Source organism: Microbacterium sp. MEC084, assembly GCF_004514465.2.
Lineage (GTDB): Bacteria > Actinomycetota > Actinomycetes > Actinomycetales > Microbacteriaceae > Microbacterium.
This window is the reverse complement of record NZ_MYFP02000002.1, coordinates 23,544-48,850: the sequence shown is the minus strand read 5'-3', so window position 1 is coordinate 48,850 and position 25,307 is coordinate 23,544. Positions and strand designations below refer to the sequence as shown.

At 70.2% G+C, this 25,307-nt stretch carries 20 protein-coding genes; 10 read left to right on the top strand and 10 right to left on the bottom strand.

Translation table 11 applies throughout. The annotated features are described in order from the left end of the window. The first annotated feature begins 11 nt into the window (after window positions 1-11). Window positions 12-1,532 carry a lysine--tRNA ligase gene (gene lysS, locus B5M43_RS02880; protein ID WP_055988476.1) on the top strand — a complete coding sequence of 507 codons (1,521 nt, stop codon included), beginning with the start codon at window positions 12-14 and terminating at the stop codon, window positions 1,530-1,532. 3 nt (window positions 1,533-1,535) lie between these two features. On the opposite strand, the gene B5M43_RS02875 is transcribed toward lysS, so the two are convergent. After that, window positions 1,536-2,648, bottom strand: a complete 1,113-nt coding sequence (locus tag B5M43_RS02875) for a DUF4192 family protein (RefSeq protein ID WP_055988477.1) — start codon at window positions 2,646-2,648, stop codon at window positions 1,536-1,538. A gap of 125 nt (window positions 2,649-2,773) precedes the next feature. Here B5M43_RS02875 and B5M43_RS02870 point away from each other — a divergent pair, with 125 nt between their 5' ends. Both B5M43_RS02870 and cls read left to right on the top strand, forming a co-directional pair. Then, window positions 2,774-2,974: a hypothetical protein gene (locus tag B5M43_RS02870; RefSeq protein WP_134745529.1), complete on the top strand. Its 201-nt coding sequence runs from the start codon at window positions 2,774-2,776 to the stop codon at window positions 2,972-2,974. A gap of 78 nt (window positions 2,975-3,052) precedes the next feature. Then, window positions 3,053-4,513, top strand: a complete 1,461-nt coding sequence (gene cls / locus B5M43_RS02865) for a cardiolipin synthase (protein ID WP_230667649.1) — start codon at window positions 3,053-3,055, stop codon at window positions 4,511-4,513. A gap of 21 nt (window positions 4,514-4,534) precedes the next feature. Here the strand turns inward: cls and B5M43_RS02860 are convergent, their stop codons facing one another. Then, the gene (locus tag B5M43_RS02860; RefSeq protein ID WP_134745528.1) at window positions 4,535-5,587 is read right to left on the bottom strand and encodes a diacylglycerol kinase family protein; all 1,053 of its coding nucleotides are present in this window, start codon (window positions 5,585-5,587) and stop codon (window positions 4,535-4,537) included. 129 nt (window positions 5,588-5,716) lie between these two features. Between B5M43_RS02860 and B5M43_RS02855 the strand changes: the two genes are divergently transcribed. Continuing rightward, window positions 5,717-7,348 (top strand): NAD(P)/FAD-dependent oxidoreductase, encoded by a 1,632-nt coding sequence (locus tag B5M43_RS02855; RefSeq protein ID WP_134745560.1) that lies wholly within the window; start codon window positions 5,717-5,719, stop codon window positions 7,346-7,348. 4 nt (window positions 7,349-7,352) lie between these two features. Further along, on the top strand, window positions 7,353-8,141 hold the full coding sequence (locus B5M43_RS02850) for a carbon-nitrogen hydrolase family protein (RefSeq protein WP_205829475.1): 789 nt from the start codon (window positions 7,353-7,355) through the stop codon (window positions 8,139-8,141). Between the two features lie 110 nt (window positions 8,142-8,251). Here the strand turns inward: B5M43_RS02850 and B5M43_RS02845 are convergent, their stop codons facing one another. From B5M43_RS02845 to B5M43_RS02820, 6 genes are all read right to left on the bottom strand, one after another. Then, window positions 8,252-9,412 (bottom strand): acyl-CoA dehydrogenase family protein, encoded by a 1,161-nt coding sequence (locus B5M43_RS02845; RefSeq protein WP_134745527.1) that lies wholly within the window; start codon window positions 9,410-9,412, stop codon window positions 8,252-8,254. 39 nt (window positions 9,413-9,451) lie between these two features. After that, window positions 9,452-10,636 carry a CaiB/BaiF CoA-transferase family protein gene (locus B5M43_RS02840; RefSeq protein ID WP_134745526.1) on the bottom strand — a complete coding sequence of 395 codons (1,185 nt, stop codon included), beginning with the start codon at window positions 10,634-10,636 and terminating at the stop codon, window positions 9,452-9,454. A 34-nt stretch (window positions 10,637-10,670) separates the two neighbouring features. Continuing rightward, window positions 10,671-11,105, bottom strand: coding sequence for a type II toxin-antitoxin system VapC family toxin (locus B5M43_RS02835; RefSeq protein ID WP_055988487.1), 435 nt, complete (start codon window positions 11,103-11,105; stop codon window positions 10,671-10,673). 1 nt (window position 11,106) lies between these two features. Further along, the gene (locus B5M43_RS02830) at window positions 11,107-11,370 is read right to left on the bottom strand and encodes a type II toxin-antitoxin system Phd/YefM family antitoxin (protein WP_134745525.1); all 264 of its coding nucleotides are present in this window, start codon (window positions 11,368-11,370) and stop codon (window positions 11,107-11,109) included. Between the two features lie 282 nt (window positions 11,371-11,652). Beyond that, entirely contained in the window at window positions 11,653-12,219 is a 567-nt protein-coding gene (locus B5M43_RS02825) for a GNAT family N-acetyltransferase (protein ID WP_205829474.1), read from the bottom strand. Window positions 12,220-12,303: 84 nt separating this feature from the next. Beyond that, complete coding sequence (locus B5M43_RS02820) at window positions 12,304-12,606, bottom strand: helix-turn-helix domain-containing protein (protein WP_167626765.1); 303 nt, start codon at window positions 12,604-12,606, stop codon at window positions 12,304-12,306. Between the two features lie 70 nt (window positions 12,607-12,676). On the opposite strand from B5M43_RS02820, the gene B5M43_RS02815 reads away from it, so the two are divergent. The 3 genes from B5M43_RS02815 to B5M43_RS02805 all read left to right on the top strand — a co-directional run bounded on the left by B5M43_RS02815 (window position 12,677) and on the right by B5M43_RS02805 (window position 20,886). Further along, window positions 12,677-17,647, top strand: a complete 4,971-nt coding sequence (locus tag B5M43_RS02815) for a type ISP restriction/modification enzyme (RefSeq protein ID WP_205829473.1) — start codon at window positions 12,677-12,679, stop codon at window positions 17,645-17,647. 181 nt (window positions 17,648-17,828) lie between these two features. Beyond that, window positions 17,829-19,142 (top strand): exonuclease domain-containing protein, encoded by a 1,314-nt coding sequence (locus B5M43_RS02810; RefSeq protein WP_134745523.1) that lies wholly within the window; start codon window positions 17,829-17,831, stop codon window positions 19,140-19,142. Between the two features lie 28 nt (window positions 19,143-19,170). Further along, on the top strand, window positions 19,171-20,886 hold the full coding sequence (locus B5M43_RS02805) for a nuclease-related domain-containing DEAD/DEAH box helicase (protein ID WP_167626764.1): 1,716 nt from the start codon (window positions 19,171-19,173) through the stop codon (window positions 20,884-20,886). A gap of 18 nt (window positions 20,887-20,904) precedes the next feature. Here the strand turns inward: B5M43_RS02805 and B5M43_RS02800 are convergent, their stop codons facing one another. Both B5M43_RS02800 and B5M43_RS02795 read right to left on the bottom strand, forming a co-directional pair. Further along, on the bottom strand, window positions 20,905-22,182 hold the full coding sequence (locus tag B5M43_RS02800) for an HNH endonuclease signature motif containing protein (RefSeq protein WP_055988495.1): 1,278 nt from the start codon (window positions 22,180-22,182) through the stop codon (window positions 20,905-20,907). 158 nt (window positions 22,183-22,340) lie between these two features. After that, on the bottom strand, window positions 22,341-22,973 hold the full coding sequence (locus B5M43_RS02795) for a cation transporter (protein ID WP_055988497.1): 633 nt from the start codon (window positions 22,971-22,973) through the stop codon (window positions 22,341-22,343). Between the two features lie 148 nt (window positions 22,974-23,121). Here B5M43_RS02795 and serS point away from each other — a divergent pair, with 148 nt between their 5' ends. Further along, window positions 23,122-24,402 (top strand): serine--tRNA ligase, encoded by a 1,281-nt coding sequence (gene serS / locus B5M43_RS02790; protein ID WP_134745521.1) that lies wholly within the window; start codon window positions 23,122-23,124, stop codon window positions 24,400-24,402. Further along, window positions 24,399-25,247: an HAD-IIB family hydrolase gene (locus B5M43_RS02785; protein ID WP_134745520.1), complete on the top strand. Its 849-nt coding sequence runs from the start codon at window positions 24,399-24,401 to the stop codon at window positions 25,245-25,247. The genes serS and B5M43_RS02785 overlap by 4 nt, the downstream gene beginning before the upstream one ends. The last annotated feature ends 60 nt before the right edge of the window (window positions 25,248-25,307 follow it).

Genomic DNA, 25,307 nt, shown 5'->3' with positions numbered 1-25,307 from the left:
GGAGCTTCTTCATGACCGACACCCCTGCCGAGACCCCGTCCGAGCCGACCGACGAGGACATCTTCGAGCAGAAGGCGGTGCGCCTCGCGAAGCGCGAGCGCCTGATCGCGGAGCGCGAGAGCGCTGCCGGCGGCGCCTACCCCGTGGTCGTGCCCGTCACCCACACGATCCCGGCCCTGCGCGAGCAGTACGGCGAGCTCGAGGCGGGCGCCGAGACCGGCGAGCAGGCCGCGGTCGCGGGCCGCATCGTGTTCAGCCGCAACACCGGCAAGCTCTGCTTCGCGACGCTGCAGGCCGGCGACGGATCGCGCATCCAGGCCATGGTCTCGCTCGCGAACGTGGGCCACGAGTCGCTCCAGCGCTGGAAGGAGCTCGTCGACCTGGGCGACCACGTCGCGGTGTCGGGCGAGATCATCTCCAGCCGCCGCGGCGAGCTGTCGATCATGGTGTCGGAGTGGCAGATCGCGGCCAAGGCCGTCCTGCCGCTGCCGAACATGTACACCGAGCTGAACGAGGAGACGCGGGTCCGCCAGCGCTACCTCGACCTGATCGTGCGCGAGCAGGCCCGCACCACGGTGCGCACGCGCGCCGCCGTGATGGCGAGCCTGCGTGCCACGTTCGCGGCGCACGACTTCCTCGAGGTCGAGACGCCCATGCTGCAGGTGCAGCCGGGCGGCGCGACCGCGCGTCCGTTCATCACACACTCGAACGCGTTCGACATCGACCTCTACATGCGCATCGCGCCGGAGCTGTACCTCAAGCGCGCGGTCGTGGGCGGCATCGACCGGGTGTTCGAGATCAACCGCAACTTCCGCAACGAGGGCGCCGACTCCACGCACAGCCCCGAGTTCGCGATGCTCGAGGCCTACCAGGCCTACACCGACTACAACGGCATCGCCGACCTGACGCAGGAGCTGATCCAGAACGCCGCGATCGCGGTCGCCGGATCCACCACGGTCACGTGGGCCGACGGCACCGAGTACGACCTGGGCGGCCAGTGGGACCGCATCTCGATGTACCCGTCGCTGTCGGAGGCCGCGGGCGTCGAGGTCACGCCCGAGACGTCGCTCGAGGAGCTCGTCGCGCTCGCCGAGAAGAGCGGCGTGGACGTGCCGCCGCACGCCACGCACGGCAAGCTCGTCGAGGAGCTGTGGGAGCACTTCGTCAAGACGCACCTCACCAAGCCGACCTTCGTGATGGACTTCCCGGTCGACACCAGCCCGCTGGTGCGCGAGCACCGCTCGATCCCGGGCGTGGTCGAGAAGTGGGACCTCTACATCAACGGCTACGAGCAGGGCACGGGCTACTCCGAGCTCGTCGACCCCGTGATCCAGCGCGAGCGCTTCGTCGAGCAGGCCAAGCTCGCCGACCGCGGCGACGACGAGGCCATGCGCATCGACGAGGACTTCGTGCGCGCGCTCGAGCACGGCATGCCCCCGACCGGCGGCATGGGCATGGGCATCGACCGCCTGCTCATGACGCTCACCGGCCTCGGCATCCGCGAGACGATCCTCTTCCCGCTCGTCAAGTAGCCGTCACCGGCGGCCGCGGCGCTTCGCGCGTCGGGCCCGGCCGCGCGGCACCGGGCGGTCGAACACCCACTCGGGCAGGTGCCCGGCCGCGAGCATGGTCGTCAGGATGTCGGCCAGCCCGTGATCCGGATCCAGTTCGCGCACCAGCCCTGTGAAGTGCGCCGCGTGGGTGGACCGGCCGAGCGCCCAGGACAGCCACGCGGCCGCGACCAGAGGGCCCGCGCGATGCGCGCGCGGCGCGCAGGACGCGAGGCGCTTGGCGAGCTCCAGCGCGCGCTCGAGCCGCCGGGCCTTCGGGCGCGGGCCCTCGCCGGCCAGCCGCAGCGGCCCGTCCGGCAGCGCGACGTCGCCGCGCGACCAGGCGAGCTGCCATGCCTGCGTCGCGACGCCCTCGTCGTATCCGCCGCACCACTGCGTCAGGGCGACGTCGCGCAGCGCCGGGCGGTCGAGCAGGTGGATCAGCAGCGCGAGCGCGCGGGGCGGCAGGTCGTCGGCCTCCTCCTCGATGGCGTGCTCGATCACGGCGGGAAGGGTGGCGTCGCCGAGCCTGAGGGACATGCGGCTCAGCTCCCGCGCCACGAGCTCCCGCTCGGCCAGGTCGCTGGGCGGCAGCTCGCATCCGTCGGACTGGGCCCGGCTCACATCGATCGGGCGATCGTCGTCGAACTCGAAGTCGTCGGGGCGGATGTCCGACAGCGGCCGGCCCGCGAACGGGCCGTCGGGCTCGAGGTACGCGCCCCAGCCGTCGGCCGCCACGCACAGCGCGTCGACCAGCTCGAGCCCGCACTCGTCGGCGCGGCGGATCACCTCCTGCACGAGCGACGCGCGCGCGATTCTGCCGTCGGGATCGCGGTAGGGGGAGTCCGTGTAGACCACGACCGCGACGCGCGTGGCCTCCTGCACGCGGCAGAGCATGCCGACCACCGTGGCGGCGTACTCGGCCAGGTCGCCGCCGCCGTCGGGCGAGGCTCGCGGCAGGTCGACGCGCATGGCGCCGAGCGTGCGCCGTGCGGCGAACGGCACGAGCACGAGGCTCTCGCGCGGCGTGCACTCCGCGAGGTGCGGCACGAGGGACAGGAGGTCGGCGGGCTCCGAGGTGCGGATCACGGTGGTCATGCGCCGATCGTCGCGGCCCGGCGCGATGCCGCGGCAGGGGGCGGGACGAACCGGACGCCGGAACCGGCCTGGGGACGACCGTCCGGCCCGGGCGGCCTCCCAGGCCGCGCGCGTACCATGGCAGCGTGGACAGTTACTGGTCGGCCGTCGTGTGGTCGCTCCTGCCGACCCTCGTGATCTGCGTCGTGTTCTGGTACATCCTGCGCAGCATCCTGCGGTTCGATCGCACCGAGCGCCGCGCCTACGCGCGCATCGAGGCCGAGGAGCGCGCCCGTCGCGGCATGCCCCCGCGCGCCGACGACCAGGCCCAGACCACCGCCGACTGACCGGCTCCCATCGCCGCCCGGGCATGTCTCCCCGGAGCATTACGCTGGTGTCCTACCGGGGGAAGAGGTGATGCCGTGATCGACGTGATCCTCGCCACGCCGTGGTGGATCCTCGTGCTCACGGTCATCGACATCACCATCCGGATCGGGGCGATCATCGTCATCCCGCCGAACCGGCGCCCGACCGCGGGCATGGCCTGGATGCTGGCCGTCTTCTTCTTCCCGATCGCGGGCGCGCTGCTGTTCCTCCTGATCGGGAACCCGCGCCTGCCCCGTCACCGGCGGCGCCGCCAGGAGCAGATCAACCGTTACATCCACGCCGCGCGCGATCAGCTCGAGCGCGGCAGCCTGCGTCCGAACGAGCCGGCGTGGTTCACGTCGCTCGTGCGCATGAACCGCGAGCTCGGCGCCATGCCGCTCACGGGCGACAACGGCGTCCGCCTCATCAGCGACTACCAGGGCAGCCTCGCCGAGATGGCCGCGGCCATCCGCGAGGCGCGCGAGTACGTGCACGTCGAGTTCTTCATCTTCAAGTCCGACGACTCGACCGACGACTTCTTCCGCGCGCTCGAGGAGGTGCGGGCCCGCGGCATCCCCGTGCGCGTGCTGCTCGACCACTGGGCCAATCTCGTCAAGCCGTTCCACCGCCGCACGCTCAAGCGGCTCGACGCCATGGGCGCGGAGTGGCGCTTCGCGCTGCCCATCCGGCCGCTCAAGGGGCAGTGGCAGCGGCCCGATCTGCGCAACCACCGCAAGATCGTCGTGGTCGACGGCGACGTGGCGTTCCTCGGCTCGCAGAACATCACGGATCGCAGCTACAACCTGAAGGCGAACATCCGGCGCGGGCTGCAGTGGGTCGACGTCATGGTGCGCCTCGACGGGCCGATCGTGTCGAGCGTCAACGCGGTGTTCCTGTCCGACTGGTTCAGCGAGGCAGACTCCGTGCCCGAGGGCATCGACCTCAAGTGCATGGAGGCCGGCACGGGCGACCTCGACTGCCAGGTCGTGCCCTCGGGCCCCGGCTTCGAGTTCGAGAACAACCTCCGCCTGTTCCTCGGGCTGCTGTACGCGGCGCAGCGCAAGATCATCATGATCAGCCCGTACTTCGTCCCCGACGAGGCGCTGCTGCTCGCGATCACCGCCGCCACCAAGCGCGGCGTGCACGTCGAGCTGTTCGTGTCGGAGGAAGGCGACCAGGCGGTCGTGTATCACGCGCAGCGCAGCTACTACGAGGCGCTGCTGCGCGCGGGCGTGCAGATCCGGCTCTACCCGAAGCCGTACATCCTGCACACGAAGGGCCTCACGATCGACGACGAGATCGCCGTGATCGGGTCGAGCAACATGGACATGCGCTCGTTCGGCCTCAATCTCGAGATCTCGCTGCTGGTGCGCGGCGAGGAGTTCGTGCAGCAGATGCGGCAGCTCGAGGCCCAGTACCGCGAGCTCAGCCGGGAGCTCACGCTCGAGGAGTGGCTCCAGCAGCCGCTGCGCTCGACCGTGCTCGACAACCTCGCGCGCCTGACGTCCGCGCTGCAGTAGAGGCCGACCGCCGCGCTTGCATCACATCGCGGTGATCTTGTGGCCCTTCGGGACGGTGACCAGCAGGCCGCCCTTCTCGACCCGGCACGACACGCGCGTGGCCTCGCCGAACTCGTCGCCGTCGAGCTCGACCGGCTGCGGGATCGGGGTGGCCGCCTCGGCGGCGACGCCGCGCAGGTAGTGCACCGACGTGCTGCGGCCGCGGCGCTCGAGCACCGCGCGCCCGGCCCGCGTGCGCCGCAGGACCGAGTTGTCCCACCACACCTTGCGCCAGACGCCGAGCCAGCCGAACGGGCCGGTCGGCTGCACCAGGGCCACGTCGAGCTGGCCGTCGATGATGGACCCGTCCGGGATGAGCGAGATGCCGCCGGGCAGCTCGCCGCAGTTCGCGAACAGGATGCTCTGCACCTTCGCGGAATGCAGCCGCGCCGAGGTGGGCACCGCGCGGGTGATGCCCTGGCGGGTCTTCTCCCGCACGATCTCGTACACGACGCGGAACGGCTCGGCGCCCGCGAGCGAGCGGGCGGCACCGTCCACGTAGGCGACCCAGCCCATCGACTTCTTGAGGTCGTCCTTGGTGTTCGCGATCATGGCGGCGTCCAGGCCCATGCCCGCCATCACGACGAACGCGTGCTCCTCGGAGTGGCCGTCGGGCCGGCGGAGGGTCGCGACGCAGATGTCGACGTCGACGGTCTCGCCGTCGAACGTGGCGGCGACCATGGTGTCCTGGCCGTCGAGCGGCAGCAGCAGGTTCCGGGCCAGCAGGTTCCCGGTCCCGCTCGGGATGATCGTGAGGGGCACGCCGGAGCCGCGCATCGCCTCGGTCACGGCGCGCACCGTGCCGTCGCCGCCCGCGACGAGCACCGCCGTGGCGCCCTCCTCGAGGGCCTCGCGCGTGGTGTGCTGGCCGGGGTCCTCGACCGACGTCTCGAGCAGCAGCGGCGGCTCCCATCCGGCCTCGGCCGAGTGGCGCTCCACGAGGGCGCACAGCGTCGGTCCGTCGACCTTGATGGGGTTGAACACGAGCGCCGCGCGGCGGCGGGCGGGGTCCTGGGCGGTGCTGTCATCGCTCATGCCGCCAGCCTAGGGCCGCGGCCGGGTCGCGGCGGCGGGTTGACAGCCGGCGGATAGACTCCGGACGTGACGACGACGCCACCCGACGAAGGCTTCCTGACCGGACCCGGCGAACCCGCCGGCATCACGATGTTCGGCCCGGATTTCCCGTTCCCGTTCGACGACTGGATCTCGCATCCGGCCGGCCTCGGCGAGATCCCGCCGGAGGCCCACGGCCGCGAGGTGGCCGTCATCGGCGCCGGCCTGGCCGGCATGGTCGCGGCGTACGAGCTCATGAGCCTGGGCCTCGCTCCCGTGATCTACGAGCCCACGCGCATCGGCGGCCGGCTGCGCACGCACCGGTTCGAGGGCGGCGACGGCGCGATCGCCGAGCTGGGCGGCATGCGCTTCCCGATCTCGGGGCGCGGGTTCTTCCACTACGCCGACGCACTGGGGCTGACGCACCTTCCCTTCCCGAACCCGCTCACCGACGCCGCGGGCAGCACCGTGATCGACCTGTGGGGCGAGACCCACTACGGCCGCACGCTCGACGACCTGCCCGAGTTCTTCCGCGAGGTCTCGGACGCGTGGGACGCGGCGCTCGAGGAGATCGGCTTCACGGCCCTGCAGGATGCGATCCGCGCGCGCGACGCCGTCGCGCTCAAGAGGCACTGGGACGAGCTGGTCGCCACGTGGGACGACCGCACGTTCTACGACTTCATCGCGAGCTCGCAGGCGTTCTCGAAGCTGAGCTTCCGGCACCGTGAGGCGTTCGGCCAGGTCGGGTTCGGCACGGGCGGCTGGGACTCGGACTTCCCCAACTCGATGCTCGAGATCCTGCGGGTGGCCGTGCTCGAGTGCGACACCGACCAGCGCCTGATCGAGGGCGGCGTCGAGCAGCTGCCCCGCGGCCTGTGGGACCTGCCCGTTCGCGCGGGCAGCCCGTGGCCCGAGGGCACGACGCTGGCGTCGCTGCATGGCGGCGCGACTCTCCCCGCCGCGGCCGCGATCTCGCGCGCCGACGACGGCCGGTTCGTCGTGCGCGACCGCTGGGGCACCGAGCGCACGCACGACGCGGTCGTCGCGACGTGCCAGAGCTGGCTGCTGACCACCGAGATCGACTGCGACGAGAGCCTGTTCTCGCAGGACATGTGGATGGCGCTCGACCGCACGCGCTACATGCAGTCCACCAAGACCTTCGTGATGGTCGACGAGCCGTTCTGGAAGCGCACGGATCCGGAGACCGGGCGCGACGTCATGAGCATGACCCTCACCGACCGCCTGACGCGCGGCACCTACCTGTTCGACAACGGACCGGGCCGCCCCGCGGTGATCTGCCTGTCGTACTCGTGGATGTCGGACTCGCTGAAGATGCTCCCGCACTCGGTCGACCGCCGCGTCGACCTGGCGCTGAACGCACTCACGAAGATCTACCCGGATGTCGACATCCGCGCGCACATCGTGGGCGACCCCGTCACGGTCACGTGGGAGGACGATCCGTACTTCCTTGGGGCGTTCAAGGGCGCGCTGCCGGGCCACTACCGGTACAACCACCGGATGTACACGCACTTCATGCAGGATGACGCGCCCGCGGACGAGCGCGGCATCTTCATCGCGGGCGACGACGTGTCGTTCACCCCGGCGTGGGCCGAGGGCGCGGTGCAGACCGCGCTCAACGCGGTGTGGGGCGTGATGCGCCACTTCGGCGGCGCGAGCCACCCCGACAACCCCGGCCCCGGCGACCGGTTCGACGAGCTCGCGCCCGTGGCGCTGCCGGAGTGATCGGATGACCCCGCTGCGCGTCGCGGTCTGGCAGTGCGCCTCGCTGCCGGGAGACGTCGCGGGCAACCTGGCGCGGCTCGAGGCGGCGTGCGAGCGTGCGGCGGCCGAGGGCGCGGACGTTCTCGTCACGCCGGAGATGTTCGTCACGGGATACGACATCGGCGCCGAGCGGACGCGCGCGCTCGCCGAGCCGGCGGACGGGCCGATCGCCGCCGCCGTCGCCGAGATCACGCGGCGCACCGGGGTCGCGGTCGCGTACGGGTACCCCGAGCTGCTGCCCGACGGCGCGGTGGCCAACGCCGCGCAGCTGATCGACGGCGGGCGCGTGGTCGGCGCTCACCGCAAGGCGCACCTGTTCGGCGGGCTCGACACCGAGCGTTTCGCGCCCGCGACCGAGCGGCCCGCGGCGTTCGAGTTCCGCGGACACCGGATCGGGATGCTGATCTGCTACGACGTGGAGTTCCCCGAGGCCGTGCGCTCGCTCGCGCTGGACGGCGCCGAGGCCGTGCTCGTGCCGACCGCGAACATGGTGCCGTACGAGATCGTGTCGACCGTGCTCGTGCGGGCCCGCGCGTACGAGAACGGCGTCGCGCTCGCCTACGCCAACTACTGCGGCACGGAGTCTTTCGAAGGCGGGAGCGAGCAGGTCTACGCGGGCCTCAGCACGGTGTGCGGCGCCGACGGTTCGGTGCTCGCGCTCGCCGCGGCCGAGGGCGAGGAGCTGCTGATCGCCGACCTCACGGGCGCCCCGCAGCCGTACCTCCGCGACCGGCGGCCCGACCTGTTCGGGTGAGTCGCTGCCGTTTCGACTCGCTTCGCTCGCTCAACGACCATGAAATCTATGGTCGTTGAGCGAGGGAGCGAAGCGACCGAGTCGAAACGTCCCGACGCCCGCCGCGGCTCCTAGCGGAACGCCTCGAGCCCCGTGATGTGGCGGCCGAGCACGAGCGTGTGGACCTCGTCCGTGCCCTCGTAGGTGCGCACCGACTCGAGGTTGTTCGCGTGCCGCAGCGGCGAGTACTCGGCCGAGATGCCGTTGCCGCCGAGGATCGTCCGGGCCTCGCGCGCGATCGCGATCGCGTCGCGCGTGTTGGCGAGCTTGCCGACCGAGATGTGGTGCGGCTCGAGCTTGCCGGCCTCCTTGAGGCGGCCCAGGCGCAGGGCGACGAGCTGCCCCTGCGTGATCTTCACGGCCATGTCCGTGAGCTTCGCCTGCGTGAGCTGGAACGACGCGATCGGGCGGTCGAACTGGCGGCGCTCCTGGGCGTAGTGCAGCGCCGTCAGGTAGCTGTCGCGCGCGGCGCCGAGCACGCCCCACGCGATGCCGTAGCGGGCCTCGTTGAGGCACGAGAACGGGGCGCGCAGGCCGCGCGCCTCGGGCAGCCGGGCCGACTCGGGCAGGCGCACGTCCTCGAGCGTGATGTCGCACTGGATCGACGCCCGCATCGACATCTTCGGCGCGATCGGCGTCGCCGTGAAGCCGGGGGTGTCGGTCGGCACCGCGAAGCCGCGCACGCCCTCGTCGGTCTGAGCCCAGATCACGGCGACGCCCGCGATCGAGGCGAGCCCGATCCAGCGCTTGGCGCCGTTGAGCACCCAGTCGTCGCCGTCGCGGCGGGCGAACGTCTTCATGCTGCCGGGGTCGGATCCGGCGGTCGGCTCGGTCAGGCCGAAGCAGCCGACGAGCTCGCCCTTCGCCATCCGCGGCAGGTACTCGTTCTTCTGCTCCTCGGAGCCGAACTTGTGGATCGCCGACATCGCGAGCGATCCCTGCACCGACACGAACGTCCGCAGACCCGAGTCGCCGGCCTCGAGCTCGAGGGCCGTGAGGCCGTACTCGACCGCGCCGCGGCCGGGGCATCCGTAGCCGGAGTAGATCATGCCGAGCGCGCCGAGACGGCCGAGCTCGGGGATGATCTCGGTCGGGAAGTGCGCGCGGTCGTACCAGTCGGCGATGTTCGGACGGATGTGCTCGTCGACGAACGCACGGACGGCATCGCGGGTGGCGAGCTCCGTCTCGGTGAGCAGATCGTCGAGGTCGAGCAGGTCGGCGGGGCCGCTCATGGGGCCATCTCCTTCGGTGGCGGGGGTGTCGATCTCACGCTATCCGACGGCGTCGCCATCGGCCGTTTCGGGGGCGTCGAGCCACGCGCGCACGTCGTCGCCGTGCTCGTCGAGCGCGGGGGCCGCCCGGCGCGGCGGTTCGAACGCCGGGTGCCACAGCACCGGATGGCGCACCTGCCGCCCGTGCGAGACGCCCGCGTCGTCGACCACCTCGATCGTGGGCTCGAGCCCGATCCGCTCGGCGAAGGCGAGGCCCTCGGCGATGTCGCCCGCCTGTCCCGCGGGGACGCCCACCGCCGTGAGGCGCTCCTGCCACTCGGCCGCGGTCGCCGTCGCGAGCGCCGTCTCAAGGGCGTCCCGCATCTCGGCCCGGTGGGCGACGCGATCCGGGTTCGTGCGGAAGCGGTCGTCCTGGGCCAGCTCCGGGATCCTGAGCGTCTGGACGAGCTTCGCGAACTGAGCGTCGTTGCCCGCCGCGATCGCGAGCGGGCCGTCGGCGCAGCGCAGCAGCTCGTACGGCGCGATCGACGGATGCACGTTGCCCAGGCGGGTGGGGGAGACGCCCGCGCCGAGGTACGCCGACGCCTGGTTCGCGAGCGCGCCCTGCAGGCTCGAGAGCAGCGACACCTCGATGCGCGAGCCGGTGCCGGTGAGGTCGCGCCGGCGCAGCGCGGCGAGCGTTCCGATCACGGCGTCCTTGCCCGTGAGCACGTCCACGAGGGCGACGCCGACCTTCATGGGGTCGCCGTCGGGCTCGCCCGTGATGTGCATCAGGCCGCCGAGGGCCTGCACCACGAAGTCGTATCCGGGCATCCGCGCGCCGCCCGCGGAGCCGAAGCCCGTGACCGACACGTAGATCACGCGGGGGTTGTCGCGCGCGACGTCGTCGTAGCCGAGGCCGAGGCGGTCGAGAGTGCCCGGAAGGAAGTTCTCGATCACGACGTCGGCGCGCGCCGCGAGGCGCCGCGCGCGCTCCACATCGGCCGGGTCCTTCAGATCGAGCGCGACGGACTCCTTGTTGCGGTTCACGCCCTCGAAGTAGGTCGCGGCGTGCGGGCTGTAGGGCGGGCCCCACGCGCGGGTGTCGTCGCCCGCGCCGGGCCGCTCGACCTTGATCACCCGGGCGCCGAGGTCGGCAAGGGTCATGGTCGCCAGGGGGCCGGCGAGCACGCGCGAGAAGTCGGCGACGAGGAGGCCCTCGAGCGGCGCCGGCGCGGTCGTCATGAGGATGAGCCTAGGCCGCGAGGCGGCGTCGTTCTCAGTGTGCCGACGACGAGACGTCGATCGTGTGGAGCCCCGCCGTGTGCCAAGCGCGGAGGAGGTCCTGATCCCCGCTGACCGCGACACTGTCATCGCTCATGATCAGCACGGCGGTCGCGCAATGCACCGCGTCGTAGCCCCGCAGGGCATGCGCGGCGCCCAGCGCAGCCGCGTGCCGGATGAGCGCATCCGACGGGGTGATCGATGTGACCTGGCTCCATAGCTCCTCGAACGCGTCGATCGCCGCGAGGTGCTGCGGGTCGGAGAGACGATCGCGCCGGTGCGCCTGCGCCAGCGCGGTATGAACCTCGACGTACGTGAGTGCCGTGCTGGCGATCCGGTGCGCGGAATCCCACGCCCTGGCGCACCGCTCGCTCGCCGGTTCGTCGATCAGCAGCGGGACCACGGCGGATGTGTCGAAGTACGCGAGCACGTCAGCGACGCTGGTCGGCGATGAGGTCGCTGACGGTGCCGTTCGCCTTGATCGGCGGCGGCAGCGGACGCCGGGGGCTCGTCGGCAGTCGCACGTATCCCTCGCGAATGAGCCGTTCGAGCCCGGACTCGTCGCCGATGGGCACGATCTTGGCGATCGGCCTTCCGTGATCCGTGACAGTGATCTCAGTGCCCTCGCGCACCTCGGCGAGATGGCGACTGAGTCCGTCGCGCAGCTCCCGGATCCCGACTGTGGCCACATTCATGAGGCCATTGTAGCCACTTCAGCCGACCTCATGGAGGGCGTCGAGGTAGGCGTGGAAACCGGCGACGATCGACTGGGTCTCCGCGACGAGCTGCGCCGGATCGAGGCGGCGTCGGTAGATGTCCGCTTCAAGGGGATGGCACCCGTGGCGGATGTGATCCGCTTGCGTTCGTCGCGCGTGATCGTGAAGTCGGAGGCCGCGTCCCTCACGTCCTGTTCGACCGGACGGTCAGGTCGCCCATGCCGCGGTCTGTGTGGCCGTCGAAGTCGAGGCCGAGGAAGCTCATCCGCGCCACTCCTCGGCGAGCAGGCCGTAGTTCATGCCGTCCATCCACTCGCCCGAGCGGTGCAGGCCGGTCTTGCGGCTGTGCTCCTCGCGCCGCATCCCGAGGCGCTCCATGACCCGCCACGACGGCTCGTTCGCGGCGAAGCATCCGGCGTGGACGCGGCGCAGCCCGAGCTGCGTGAAGCAGGCGCCGATCGCGGCGCGCAGGGCCTCCGTGGCGTAGCCGCGCCCCTGGTGGGCGGGGTCGAGGGTCCAGCCGAGTTCGGCCTGCACGCCGCGGCCCTGCTCGGCGACCTCGGCCTGCGCCCAGCCGTCCTCGATCCGGAGCATGACGTCGCCGATCAGCTCGTCCTCGCGCTCGATCACGAGCTGTATGCGCAGCCGCTCGGGGTCGACGAACTGCTCGAGGTAGGTCTCGAACTCGGTCGGGGCGCGGGTGATCCATTCGCCCACCTCAGGCAGCCTGCGCCACCGCCACGTGGGCTCGGCGTCCTCCGGTGCGGCGCGCCGGATGGCCAGGCGCTCCGTGCGCAGCGGCCAGTCGACGGCGTCGAGGGGATCCACGTGGATCAGGGTATTCGGGGTGGTCGGACGTCCTTGCCGCGAGCTGCCGGTTCGAATCGACAGATCGGGGCAACGACCGGGCGGCTATGCGGCGCTGGAGCCGCTCGCGCGATGCGTGCGCGTGCGACGGCCGTCGTCGGCGCGGCTGACGAACATGTCGGACGTGACATCCCGCAGGAGATCCGCGGGATCCGCGCCGAGGGCTTCGGAGATCCGGATCAGCGAGTGCAGGTTCGTCAGCGAGCGTCCCGTCTCGTACGCGCGGATGTTCGACGAGTCGATTCCCGTGGCGGCCGCGAGCTGATCCTGCGTCCAGTTCTTCGCGTCGCGTGCACCCCTGATGTTCTCGCCGATGACGGCTGCAGCGGGGGACGGAGTGCGGGCCACCGGAACAGCCTGAATGTGCCCGGTGGGACGTGCCAGGGCGTATGTCACCGGGTACATGTACCGTCATCTCGTGACCCTGACATTCACGCCGTCCGAAGAGCAGTCCGATCTCGAAGTCGAGTTCCCGCTCGAAGCACTTCTCGGTGAATTCGACCGTCTGGCCGACAGCGTCCGCATGAAGGGCAATTACTTCGAGCAGCTCGTCGCGCACTATCTCAAGGCCGAGCCGCTGTGGGCGGATCAGCTGGGTGCGGTGTGGCTGTGGAAGGACTGGCCCGGGCGCAACGGTCTTCCGGACACCGGGATCGACATCGTCGCCGAGATCCAGGGTGGCGGTCTGCTCGCGGTGCAGGCGAAGTTCTACGCCGCGACTCACAGGATGCAGAAGGGTGACCTGGATTCGTTCTTCGAGGCTCTGGGGCGTGAGCCGTTCACCGAGGGTCTCGTCATCGACACCACGGTCGGGGACTGGTCGGCGAACGCGGCCGAGGCGCTCAAGAACCGCAGCAAGCCGGTGCGCCGCATCGGCCGGGAGGACCTGCGTCACAGCCTGATCGACTGGTCGAGCTACGAGCTGCTCAAGCCGGAGCGGGCGCCTGAACTGCACGAACGCAAGACGCTGCGTGCGCATCAGCACGAGGCGATCCGTGCGGTGATGGAGGGCCTGCCGGCGGACGGCGGGGCCGACCGCGGCAAGCTCATCATGGCCTGCGGGACCGGAAAGACCTTCACCGCACTGAAGCTCGCCGAGCGCTGGACGGCCGAGCGCGCCGGCGGATCGGCGACGGTGCTGTTCATGGTGCCGTCGCTGGCCCTGCTGCAGCAGACGCTCGACGAGTGGTCGCGCGAGAAGGATCCGGAACTCGGGTTCCGCGCTTTCGCGGTCGGATCCGACACGAACATCGGGCGCCGGAAGAACGACGACCTCACCAGCGTGATGATGGAGGACCTCGGCGCACCCGCGACGACGAACGGGAAGCGGCTCGCCGAGCTCCTCGGCGACGCCGACGAGGAGCACGAGGGTCTCACGGTCGTCTTCTCGACCTACCAGTCGATCGAGGCGGTCGCCGAGGCGCAGCGGATCCGCGGCGACGAGTTCGACCTCGTCATCTGCGACGAGGCGCACCGCACGACGGGCGTGACGCTCACGGATGAGGACGAGTCGCACTTCGTCAAGATCCACGACAACGACTTCATCGCCGCGACCAAGCGCGTCTACATGACCGCGACCCCGCGCATCTTCGCGCCGGAGGTGAAGAACGCGGCGAAGCAGAAGGACGCCGAGCTCGTCTCCATGGACGACGAGTCGCTGTACGGTCCCGTGCTCTACCGCATCGGCTTCGACGAGGCCGTCCGCAAGGGGCTGCTGACCGACTACAAGGTGGTCGTGCTCGGGATCAGCGAGGACGAGATCGTCGAAACCCTGCAGCAGGAGCTCGCACACGAGGGCCGCGAGCTCGCCGTCACCGACGTGGCCAAGCTGATCGGCTGCTGGAATGCGCTGGCCAAGCGCAACGCCGGCGCCATCGCCGAGGGATTCGGATCGGACGTCGCCCCCATGCGGCGCGCGGTCGCATTCGCGAAGGACATCAAGACCTCGAAGGGCGTGGCGGGCGACTTCACCGCGCTCGTCGAGGGGCACCTGTCGAACATCGAGAACGACGACCTGACCGATGACCTGACGGTCCAGGCCGCGCATGTCGACGGGACGATGAACGCGACTCGGCGAGGGGAGCTGCTGGACTGGCTGAAGGCGGCGCCAGAGCAGGACGAGTACGGGCGCCCGGTCGCGCGGGTGCTCACGAATGCGCGGTGCCTGAGCGAAGGCGTCGACGTGCCGAGCCTCGACGCGGTGCTGTTCCTGAGCCCTCGCAAGAGCCAGGTCGACGTGGTGCAGGCGGTGGGGCGTGTGATGCGCCGTGCCGAGGGCAAGCGCCTCGGCTACATCGTTCTGCCGATCGCCATCCCGGCGGGCATCTCGCCGGAAGAGGCGCTCAACGACAACGAGCGCTACAAGGTCGTGTGGCAGGTGCTGCAGGCGCTGCGGGCTCACGACGAGCGACTGGACGCGGCGATCCAGCGGGCACAAGTAACCGGTAACCTGCCCGAGCAGGTGTTGATCGAGCGCGTCAGCCTGACGAAGCCCAAGCCGCGCGAGGCGTCGCCCTTCGATACCCCGAGCGATCCGCCGGTCGACACCGACCCGGCCGGGCCGGCGCACATCCAGCCGACCCTGCCCGGCCTGATCGACAGCGCCGCGGCCTGGAAGGACTCGGTCTTCGCGAAGCTCGTCGCCAAGGTCGGCGACCGCATGTACTGGGACGACTGGGCCGGTGACATCGGCCAGATCGCCCAGCGCTTCATCGCGCTGATCACCGCGCACCTCGGCGCCGAAGGCAACGATCGCGCCCCGTTCGAGGACTTCGTCAAGGCCCTGCGCGCCACGGTGACCCCGAGCATCGGGGAGGCCGAGGCGATCGAGCTGCTCGCGCAGCACCTCATCACGAAGCCGGTGTTCGAGGCGATGTTCCCCGAGGGGAGCTTCACGCGAGACAACCCCGTGTCGGTGTCGATGGAGCGCGTCCTCGATGCCTTCCACGAGAACGCGGCCTTCGAGCGCGAGCGCGAGCCGCTCGACGCCTTCTACGCGAGCGTCACGTCGCGCATCCGGGGGCTCGACTCCGTGACCGCCAAGCAGCGGATGCTCGTGACGCTGTACGACAAGTTCTTCTCGAAGGCGTTCCCGAAGCTCGCCGACGCGATGGGCATCGTCTTCACGCCGGTGGAGGTCGTCGACTACATCCTGCGCTCGGCCGACGTCGCGCTCGCGCAGCACTTCGGCAAGCACCTCACCGACGAGGGGGTGAACATCCTCGAGCCCTTCGCTGGCACGGGAACGTTCGTGACGCGCCTGGCGCAGACGGGGCTGATCAAGCCGCAGGATCTCGCACGCAAGTACCAGCACGAGCTCTTCGCGAACGAGATCGTGCTGCTGAGCTACTACATCGCCGCGGTCAACATCGAGAGCGTCTTCCGTGAGTGCATCGACCAGGCGGTCGCCGCCGGTGAGCTGCCCGAGGGGACGACGCTTCCGGCTGACGGATTCCCCGGCATTTCCCTGACCGACACCTTCGCGATGGACGAGCGCGCGAGCGAGCTCGCCGTGGGCGTCTTCCCGGAGAACACAGCGCGGGTCGAGGCGCAGCGCGCGACGCCGATCGACGTGATCGTGATGAACCCGCCGTATCGCGGGAAGCAGGCTAGCGCGAACGACAACGCCCAGAATGCGAAGTATTCGCTCGTTGACGGCCGGATTGTCGGCACATACGCGAAGTTCTCGAAAGCCACAAATAAGAACGGTCTCTACGACTCCTATTATCGAGCCATTCGGTGGGCGACGGATCGCTTGCGCGCCGAGGGCGGCGCCATCGCCATGGTGTCGAACAATAGTTTCCTCGATGGCGATATGTCAGCGGGTGTACGTGCTAGTTGGATCTCGGAATTCGCTGAGATCATTGTACTAAACCTGCGCGGTAACCAGCGGGTAAAGAACTGGCAGGCTGAGGGCGGTAAGGTATTCGGTGAGGGCTCGCAGACAGGCGTAGCAATCACGATCTTGGTGAAGGACCCCAGTCGCACCGGCCCGGCCCGCATCCACTATGCCGACGTTGGCGATTATCTGAGCCGCGAGGAGAAGCTGGACCGTCTGGTCGCGGAGCGATCCATTGACGGTACGCAGCGGGCTGGGCGATTCCAAATCATTGCGCCGAATGCGGCGGGCGATTGGATCAATCAGAGGGACGAGCGCTTTGAATCCTTCTGCCCGATGGGTGACAGGGCGGCCAAGGGGCGGGAAACGGCGCGGGCAGTGTTTAGGGACTACTCCCGAGGCGTGGAATCGACGCGCGACGCGTGGGTCTTCGGCTTCTCGCTTGCCGAGGTTGCGCGAAGCGCCCAAGCGACTGTCGAGGAGTTCAACAAGTTGGTCGACGATCCGTCCAGGGAGATAGACGCGTCAAGGGTGGCCTGGTCTCGATCCATGGAAGCCAGGCGTCGCGCCCGGAAGCGCATGAGTAGACCTGGTTCAGATCTGCGAGTTGCGCTGTACCGACCATTTGTGAAGCAAGTGCTCGCGTTCGATCGACAGATCGTCGAGTTGCCGGGAATCTCGGCACGGGCATGGCCGACCTCGAGCCATCGCAATGTCGCAATCGTTGCACCCCAAGGTCCTTCCGCCGCCGACTTCACGCATTGGATGACTGATGTCGCTCCAGCTCTCACACCGAACGGTGGCAACCAAGTATTCCCGCGCTACACCTGGGAACCTGTTGGCAACCCGAGCGGCGGCCTCGACTTCGACTCCCTCGATGAAGACGCGGACGATGTCGTCGGCGGCTGTCGCCGCGTCGACAACATCACCGATGCCACCCTCGCCCGCTACCGCGAGGCGCTCCCGGGCGTCCTGCTGGACGACGACACCAGGGCGAAGGACGACATCTTCTATTCGGTGTACGCGCTTCTGCACCACCCGACCTACCGCGAGTCATTCGCGGCCGACCTGCAGAAGATGCTCCCGCGGATCCCGGTGGTGAAGGGCTTCGCTGACTACGCGCGCATCGGGCGCGAACTCGCCGACCTGCACGTGAACTACGAGAGCGTGGCTCCCGCCGAGCTCGGCGAGCAGATCACGTCCATCGACCCGCCGGCGGATCCTTACGAGCTCTATCGCATCGACAAGCTCGCGTGGGTCTCGCGCAAGGACCACACCGCCATCCGGTACAACGCCCACCTCACGATCACCGGCATCCCCGAGAACGAGAGCGAGTACAAGGTCGGCGGCCGCAGCCCGCTCGAATGGGTGATCGACCGCTACAAGCTCAGCACCGACAAGGCCTCGGGCATCGTCAACGACCCGAACGCCTGGCTGCGGGAGCAGGAGAACCCCCGCTACGTGGTCGACCTGATCCGCTCGCTCGTCACGGTGAGCCTCGAGACGCAGCGTCTGATCGCGGAACTCCCCGCCTTCGAGGTGATCGAGTGACAGCCGGTCTCCGGCGCTGATTCAGGCGGAAGCATGTCGTGCGTCACCAGTGGTCGGAATAGATCCTCGCGAATTCATCGCCAAGTGGGCGGAATGTCGCCTGCCTCTGCCAGAATCCACACGCGGGATGCGCTTTCGCAGTGCGGCCGTGACTTCGTCCCGTTGTGAAAAGGAATAGCGCATGCCGTACGCCGTCATCGATCTGGAGACCACCGGATTCTCGCCCGTGCGCGGCGATCGCATCATCGAGGTCGGCGTGGTGCTGCTCGATGAGTCCGGACGCATCGAAGACGAATGGGCGACGCTGGTCGACCCCCGGCGCGACGTCGGCCCGACCCACGTTCACGGCATCCGCGCATCCGACCTGGTGGGCGCCCCGACGTTCGGTGACATCGCGGGTGCGCTCATCGACCTCCTGAGCGGTCGCACCCTCGTCGCGCACAACCAGGCCTTCGACCTGCGCTTCCTCCAGGCCGAGCTGGCCGCCCATGGCCATGAACTGCACGGCTCGTACGCGGCGCTGTGCACCATGCTCTGGTCGAAGCGCGTGTTCGGCGCCGCGAAGCTGGCCGACATCTGCGCCCTCCTGGAGATCGAGCACCGCAACGCGCACTCGGCACTCGAGGACGCCCGCGCGGCGGCCGCGGTCCTCGCTTCGCTCATCGGCACGGCCGGGCACACCGCGGAGTGGCGCTCGCATGTCGTGGGGGCCGGGTTCCCCCTGGTCGTGCGCGGGGAGCTGGCGGAGATGCGGATCGCCACGCGCGTTGCCACCTCGGAATCCACGGCCGAGGTCGCGGCTCCGTCAGCACTGTTCGACACGGCCGATCGTCCGCTGTGGGAACGCGTGACGATCGCGGGCGAGGCGCACGATCCCGGCGCGAGCGTCTACCTGGAACTGCTCGCGGACGTCCTGAGCGATGGCCTCATCTCCGCGGCGGAGTACTGGCAGCTCGGTGCGATCGCCGAGGTCGCCCAGCTTCCCTCGCACCGGCTTCCCGACCTCCACCGGAGCTACCTCGAAGCCGCTCTCGCGGAGGCGGCGGCGGACGGGGCGGTGACGGACTCAGAGCGTCGCGAGCTCACGCAGATCGCGACCGTCCTCGATCTGCCCGTCCCGGACCTCCCGGCCCTCGGAGCGACGGTGTCAGTCGCTTCCGCCACTTCAACGGAGGCGCCCATCGCGACGAAGGCGCGGGCACTGGTCGCCGTCGGTCAGGAGCCGCCCGCGACCGGCGCCGCTTTCGAGCTGACGCCCGGCTGCCGTGTCGTGTTCACAGGCACGCTGAGCCGGCCCCGCGAGGAGTGGGCGCGGGCCATCGCCGAGGCCGGCTTCATCACGGGCAGCGTGACGAAGAACTGCGCAGTGCTGGTCGCCGAGGACCCCGCGAGCCAGTCGGGCAAGGCCAAGACAGCAGCCCGCCACGGCATCCCGGTCGTCACCGAAGCGGAGTTCCTCCCCGTCTTCGAGTCCTACCTCGCCTCGCGGGCGTGAGGCGCCGGGCACAGTCATGCCTCCCCACATGATCCCCGCCCGCCCCCGCAAGGGCACGAACGGATCCGAGCGGCGGGTGTTCGACGCGTTCGCCTCGGTCCGCGGGCATGACGACTGGATCGTGATCCACAGCCTGCAGCTGCGACGGCATGCCACGCAGTTCCAGGGAGAGGCCGATTTCCTCGTCCTCGTGCCCGGGCGCGGGATCGTGGTGATCGAGGCCAAGAGCCCCGAGTACGTCTCGTACCGCGACGGCGAGTGGATGCTGGACCGGGTGCCGAACCCGGGCAAGAGCCCGTTCGATCAGGTCGACGGGGCGATCCGGAGCCTGCGCGGGTTCCTGGCTCGGCGCGAGATCCTCGTCGGATCCGAGCCGATCGCGCGGCTCGTGTGGTTCACCTCGCTCGGGCGCCACCAGTTCGAGACGCACGGCGACATGCAGTTCTTCGAGTGGGAGCTCGCGTTCCGCGACGACCTGCGCCGCCCGGAGGCGCTGATCGAGAAGGTGCTCGCCGAGCACGATGCCTGGTACCGCACGGTCGACGGGGTCGCGCACGACCCGGCCGTGATGACCGGCGATCACGTCTCGACGATCGCGCGGGCCCTGCTCGGCGACCTCGAGGGCGGGCGCACGCTCGCCGACCGCAAGCTCGAGCGGCTCGACGACGAGCAGCGACTGCTGAAGTCGCAGGCGCGCATCCTCGACGCGGTCGCCCGCAACGACCGGATCTACTTCGAGGGCCCCGCGGGCACCGGCAAGAGCCACCTCGTGATGAGCGCCGCGAAGCGCCACGCGGGGCACGGCGCGCGCGTGCTCGCCGCATGCTGGAACGAGCTGATGGCCGACGAGCTGCGCGACCGTCTCGGTCGCCACGCGGCCATCCACGCCACGAGCCTGAACGCGCTCATGCTGCGGATCGCCGGCCTCGAGGCCAACCCGGTCGACGCGGACAACGCCTGGTACACCGAGCGCCTGCCGCAGCTCGCGATCGAGGCGCTCCGCGCGGCGCCCGACCGGCACGCGTACGACGTCGTGTGCATCGACGAGTTCCAGGATGTCGCGGGCCTGCCGGGCGTCCTCGCCTTCCTCGACGAACTGGTCGCGGATGACGCGAAGCTGGTGCTCGCCGGCGATCGGCGACAGCAGATCCTGCGGCCGTCGACCACGCACGTCGATCCGTTCGCGGTCGCGCGCGAGCACTTCCCGGGACTGATGCACGTCTCGGTGGACCAGGGCGTGCGCCAGGTCGCGGCGCTCGCATCCGGTGCCGAGGAGCTGCTCAGCCGCCGGTTCGGATACTCCAGCCACCGCCTCGTCACGAACGACACGGGCGCCCTGTCGATCGTCCCCGTCGGGACCGACAACGCGGGCGCCGAGCTCGCGCGCTCCCTGCGCGAGCTGCTCGAGCATCATCAGGCGCACGACGTGGTGATCCTCAGCCCGTTCGGCGAGCGGCACTCGCTCGTCGGCCGCCTGCTCGCCGCGCCGAACTTCACGAAGGACGAGAAGTGGCTGCGTGCTCAGCTGCGGCCGCTCGTGGGCGCGGCGGACGGCGACGCGCATGGACGTGTGCGCTGGGGATCCATCGGCAAGTTCAAGGGTCTCGACGCCGAGGCGGTCATCCTGACCGACGTCGGCGACGCGGGCATCGCGTTCGCGCGGGAGCACGGACTGTCGTGGTTCGACCTGCTCTACGTCGGGCTCACGCGGGCGCGCTACCGCTGCGTCGTCGTCGCGGGGTAGGCGCCATCGCGCCCTGCGTCAGAACGGCGGATCCCCGTCCGCCGCGGCGGTGGCGACGAAGCGGACCGTGGGTGGCGGCTGTTCGTGGAGCACCTGGCCGGTGGGGGTGATCCACACCATGACGCCGTTCTCGTTGCGGCAGCCCCAGCGGCCGTGGTGCTTGAGCACGTGGTGGGCTCGGCAGAGCGCGGCCAGGTTGCAGACGTCGGTGGCGCCGCCCTCGCTGTAGGGGACCGTGTGGTCGATGTCGCATCGCCGGACCGGGCGGCGGCAGCCGGGGAAGCGGCAGTGCTCGTCGCGCGCGGTGAGGAACCGGCGCTGCTCGGCCGTGGGGGTGTAGGTGTCGACGGCGGTGAGGGCGCCGGTCTGCGGATCGCGGAAGAGCCTCGCCCAGGTGTGCGCCCGGCCGGCCAGGCGGCGGGCGGTCTCGGGGGCGACGGTGCCGACGCGCGTCGCGTGCGCGGGCTGGTCGTCGGCCCCGGCGATCACCTCGGCGGGCACGGTCACGTGCACGACCGCGCGGATCTCGTCGAGGCCCTCGCCCGCCGCGGTCGGCGTCGCGGTCAGGAGCATGTCGGTGACGACGTCCGCCCGGATCTGCGCGAGCGTGCGCGGATCCTCGTCACCCTCGCCGGTGCCCGTCTTCACCTGGCGGGCGATCGCGTTCGACCGGTCGTCGATGCCGGCCGCGAGCGCCGCGTCGACGAGCAGCTGGATCAGCGCCATGCCGTCCTGCTCGGGCGTCACCCACATCCCCCGGCGCTCGTTCGCCGCCTCGTGGCGCTCCGCGATCGTCTGCGGCTGCAGCCGTTCGGCGATCGCCTGGCAGATCGGGCGCAGCCTGCCGGCGGTGGTGTCGGTGAACTGGAGCGCGATCTCCTCATACCGGGCGCGGAGCTCGCCGTCGTCGAACCGGCCTCCCTCGTCGCAGACGACGCGGGCCTGAGCGGCCGTGATCCGGGACTCCGCCAGGGCCGTGAACGTCGCCGGGAAGCGCTCGATCATGATCGCGGCGTCGTCCATCTTCGCGCGCATCGAGGTGTCCGGCACGCGCGTGACGGCCGCGAGATCGGCCGCCATCGACCGGATCGGCACCTGGTACGAGGACGGGCGGCCCGGCATCGCCGACATCACGTCCTGCGCGATCGCGTAGGCCTGCGCTTGGAGGGTCGCCTCCATCGCCGCCAGGCCCGCCTTGGCGCTCTCGACATAAGCGAGGCCCGCCTTGATGGCCAGCACCTGTTCGCGCTGCGCGTCTGAGAGATCCCAGCGCTGGTCGAACGGGTTGGTGGCCATGAAGCCAGTATAGAACGAATGTTCGAATGTTGCAAGAGATCTTGTGGGGAGGTTCGGTCGGTTTCGACTCGCTTCGCTCGCTCAACCAGCACAGAGGGCTCGCTCAACGAGCACAGAGGGGCACGCTCAACCAGCACAGAGACGAGGAGGGAGGCGGATCAGTCCACGGCCTCGCCGGCGAGCACCTTCGCCGCCAGGCGCTCCTCCTCGCTGACCTCCCAGACCTCCCACGCGGAGTGCAGCGCCAGAAGGATGATCAGGCAGCCCAGGATGAGGTCGGGCCATCCGGACGACGTCCAGGCCGTGATCGCCGCCATCGCGATGATCGCGACGTTCACGAGCACGTCGTTGCGCGCGGACAGGAACGCGGCGCGGCTGAGGGACCCGCCGTGATGCCGGACCCGGGCGAGCAGGACGGCGCTCAGCCCGTTCACGACGATCGCCCCGATCGAGGCGAGCACCACAGGCAGCACCTCGGGAGCCTCGGGCGCAAGGAAGCGCTGCACGGCCTCCCACGTCGCGAACCCCGCCGGCGCCAGGATCAGCACCGCCATGACCTTGCCCATCAGCGCGCGACGGGCGAGGGCCCAGCCGAGCGCGATGAAGATCAGGAGGTTGATCGAGGTGTCCTCAAGGAAGTCGACGCTGTCCGCGAGCAGCGATACCGAGCGGGCCTGCAGCGCGACGACGAACTCGACGAAGAAGTAGGCGAGGTTCAGCAGCGCGACCGTCAGCACCGCGCGGCGGATGCGGCGGCGGAGGTCGGCCCCGTCGTCGGCAGCGGGCGTCATGGTTCGACGGTAGTGGGGCGGGGGATGCCGTGACCGGGCTCCGGGGCTTTCGACTCGCTTCGCTCGCTCAACCAGCAGAGGAGGAGGGTCGTTCGACCAGCACCGGGGGAGAGGGAGCTCCCGCGTCCGCGAGACCTAGACTGGGCGGGTGATCGATCCCGCTCTGCTCCGCGACAACCCCGACCTCGTGACCCGCTCGCAGGTGGCCCGCGGGCACTCGCCCGAGACCGTGACCGCCGCGGTCGAGGCCGAGAAGGCGCGTCGCGCCGCGATCGCCGCGTTCGAGGAGCTGCGCGCAGAGCAGAACGCGTTCGGCAAGCAGGTCGCGAAGGCCCCGAAGGACGAGAAGGCCGCGCTCGTCGCACAGGCCAAGGACCTGGCGAACCGGGTCAAGGATGCGCAGCAGGCCGTGACCGAGGCCGAGGCCGCGTTCGCCGATGCGGCCGCCCGGATCGAGAACATCGTGCTGGATGGCGTGCCCGCCGGCGGCGAGGACGACTACGTCGTGCTGCGCGAGGTCGGCGACGTGCCGGCGTTCGACCCGGCCGAGTTCCCCGACGGCCCGCTCGACCACCTGGCCCTGGGCGAGAAGCTCGGCGCGATCGACATGGAGCGCGGCGCGAAGGTGTCGGGCGCGCGGTTCTACTTCCTCAAGGGCGTCGGCGCGCGGCTCGAGATCGCGCTCATGAACTACGCGCTCAGCAAGGCGCTCGAGGCCGGCTTCACGCCGATGATCACGCCCACGCTGGTGCGCCCCGACATCATGGCCGGCACCGGCTTCCTCGGCGCGCACGCCGACGAGATCTACCGCCTCGAGGCCGACGACATGTACCTGGTCGGCACGAGCGAGGTCGCGCTCGCCGGGTACCACAAGGACGAGATCCTCGACCTGTCGGACGGTCCGCTGCGCTACGCCGGATGGTCCACCTGCTACCGCCGCGAGGCGGGTTCGCACGGCAAGGACACCCGCGGCATCATCCGCGTGCACCAGTTCAACAAGCTCGAGATGTTCGTCTACACGACGCCCGAGGACGCGGCCGCCGAGCACGAGCGCCTGCTCGCGCTCGAGGAGGAGATGCTGCGCTCGCTCGGCCTCGCGTACCGCGTGATCGACACCGCCGCGGGCGACCTCGGCTCGAGCGCCGCGCGCAAGTACGACACCGAGGCGTGGGTCCCGACGCAGGGCGCGTACCGCGAGCTCACGTCCACCTCGAACTGCACCACGTTCCAGGCGCGCCGCCTCGACATCCGGCACCGCCCGGAGAGCGCCGCGAAGACCGAGCACGTCGCGACCCTCAACGGCACGCTCGCCACGACGCGCTGGATCGTCGCGCTGCTCGAGACGCACCAGCGCCCCGACGGCTCGGTCGTCGTGCCCGAGCCGCTCCGCCCCTACCTCGGCCTCGACGTGCTGGAGCCGATCGCGTGACGGACGAGCGCGTGGCGGGTCGCCGGCTCCTCGTGGCGCTCGACCTCGACGGCACGGTGCTGCTCGAGGACGAGTCGTTCAGCCCGCGCGTGCGCGAGGCCGTGCGCCGCACGGTCGACGCCGGGCACATCGTGACGATCGCGACCGGGCGCAGCTGGGAGGCGACGTCGTACATCCTGCACGCGCTCGGCATCCTGCCCGAGTTCGTCGTGTGCTCGAACGGGGCGGCCATCCTGTCCCGCGACACCACGCAGGAGACCGGCTACGCGCGGCACACGACCGAGACGTTCGACCCGACCGAGGTGCTGACGCTGCTCGAGAAGCACCTGCCCGACGCCAAGTACCTCGTCGAGCTCGCCGACGGATCGCGCCTCTACACGCACTACGTCGACGACTGGGGCCTCGAGCGCGACACCGCGAAGCACGTCGAGATCGACGACATGAAGGGTCGCCAGGTCGCCCGCGTCGTGGTCGTGTCGCCGGAGCACTCCGAGGACGAGTTCATCAGCCTCGTCGAGCAGATCGGCCTGCACCACGTGTCGTACTCCGTGGGCTGGACCGCGTGGCTGGACATCGCTCCGCAGGGCGTCGACAAGAGCACCGCGCTCGAGCAGGTGCGCGAGTGGGAGGGCGTCGCCCCGTCGGATGTCGTGGTGATCGGCGACGGACGCAACGACATTGGGATGTTCCGCTGGGCGTCGGGACACGGCGGTCGCGCGTTCGCGATGGGGCAGGCCCCGGATGAGGTCATCGCCGTCTCGACGGACCTCACGGGAACGGTCTACGAGGGCGGCGTCGCGCAGGCGCTCGACACGCTGCTCGAGACGGCGGCCGCGCCGAGCTGAGCGGCGGCACGTTACCTGGGTTTCGACTCGCGCTGGCGCGCTCGCTCAACCAACATGTGG

Excerpts from the sequence above, each read along its gene's own strand:
- lysS (WP_055988476.1), top strand. The coding sequence starts at position 12 with ATGACCGACACCCCTGCCGAGACCCCGTCCGAGCCGACCGACGAGGAC.
- B5M43_RS02875 (WP_055988477.1), bottom strand. The coding sequence starts at position 2,648 with ATGACCACCGTGATCCGCACCTCGGAGCCCGCCGACCTCCTGTCCCTC.
- B5M43_RS02860 (WP_134745528.1), bottom strand. The coding sequence starts at position 5,587 with ATGAGCGATGACAGCACCGCCCAGGACCCCGCCCGCCGCCGCGCGGCG.
- B5M43_RS02855 (WP_134745560.1), top strand. The coding sequence starts at position 5,717 with ATGTTCGGCCCGGATTTCCCGTTCCCGTTCGACGACTGGATCTCGCAT.
- B5M43_RS02850 (WP_205829475.1), top strand. The coding sequence starts at position 7,353 with ATGACCCCGCTGCGCGTCGCGGTCTGGCAGTGCGCCTCGCTGCCGGGA.
- B5M43_RS02845 (WP_134745527.1), bottom strand. The coding sequence starts at position 9,412 with ATGAGCGGCCCCGCCGACCTGCTCGACCTCGACGATCTGCTCACCGAG.
- B5M43_RS02840 (WP_134745526.1), bottom strand. The coding sequence starts at position 10,636 with ATGACGACCGCGCCGGCGCCGCTCGAGGGCCTCCTCGTCGCCGACTTC.
- B5M43_RS02830 (WP_134745525.1), bottom strand. The coding sequence starts at position 11,370 with ATGAATGTGGCCACAGTCGGGATCCGGGAGCTGCGCGACGGACTCAGT.
- B5M43_RS02810 (WP_134745523.1), top strand. The coding sequence starts at position 17,829 with ATGCCGTACGCCGTCATCGATCTGGAGACCACCGGATTCTCGCCCGTG.
- B5M43_RS02805 (WP_167626764.1), top strand. The coding sequence starts at position 19,171 with ATGATCCCCGCCCGCCCCCGCAAGGGCACGAACGGATCCGAGCGGCGG.
- B5M43_RS02800 (WP_055988495.1), bottom strand. The coding sequence starts at position 22,182 with ATGGCCACCAACCCGTTCGACCAGCGCTGGGATCTCTCAGACGCGCAG.
- B5M43_RS02795 (WP_055988497.1), bottom strand. The coding sequence starts at position 22,973 with ATGACGCCCGCTGCCGACGACGGGGCCGACCTCCGCCGCCGCATCCGC.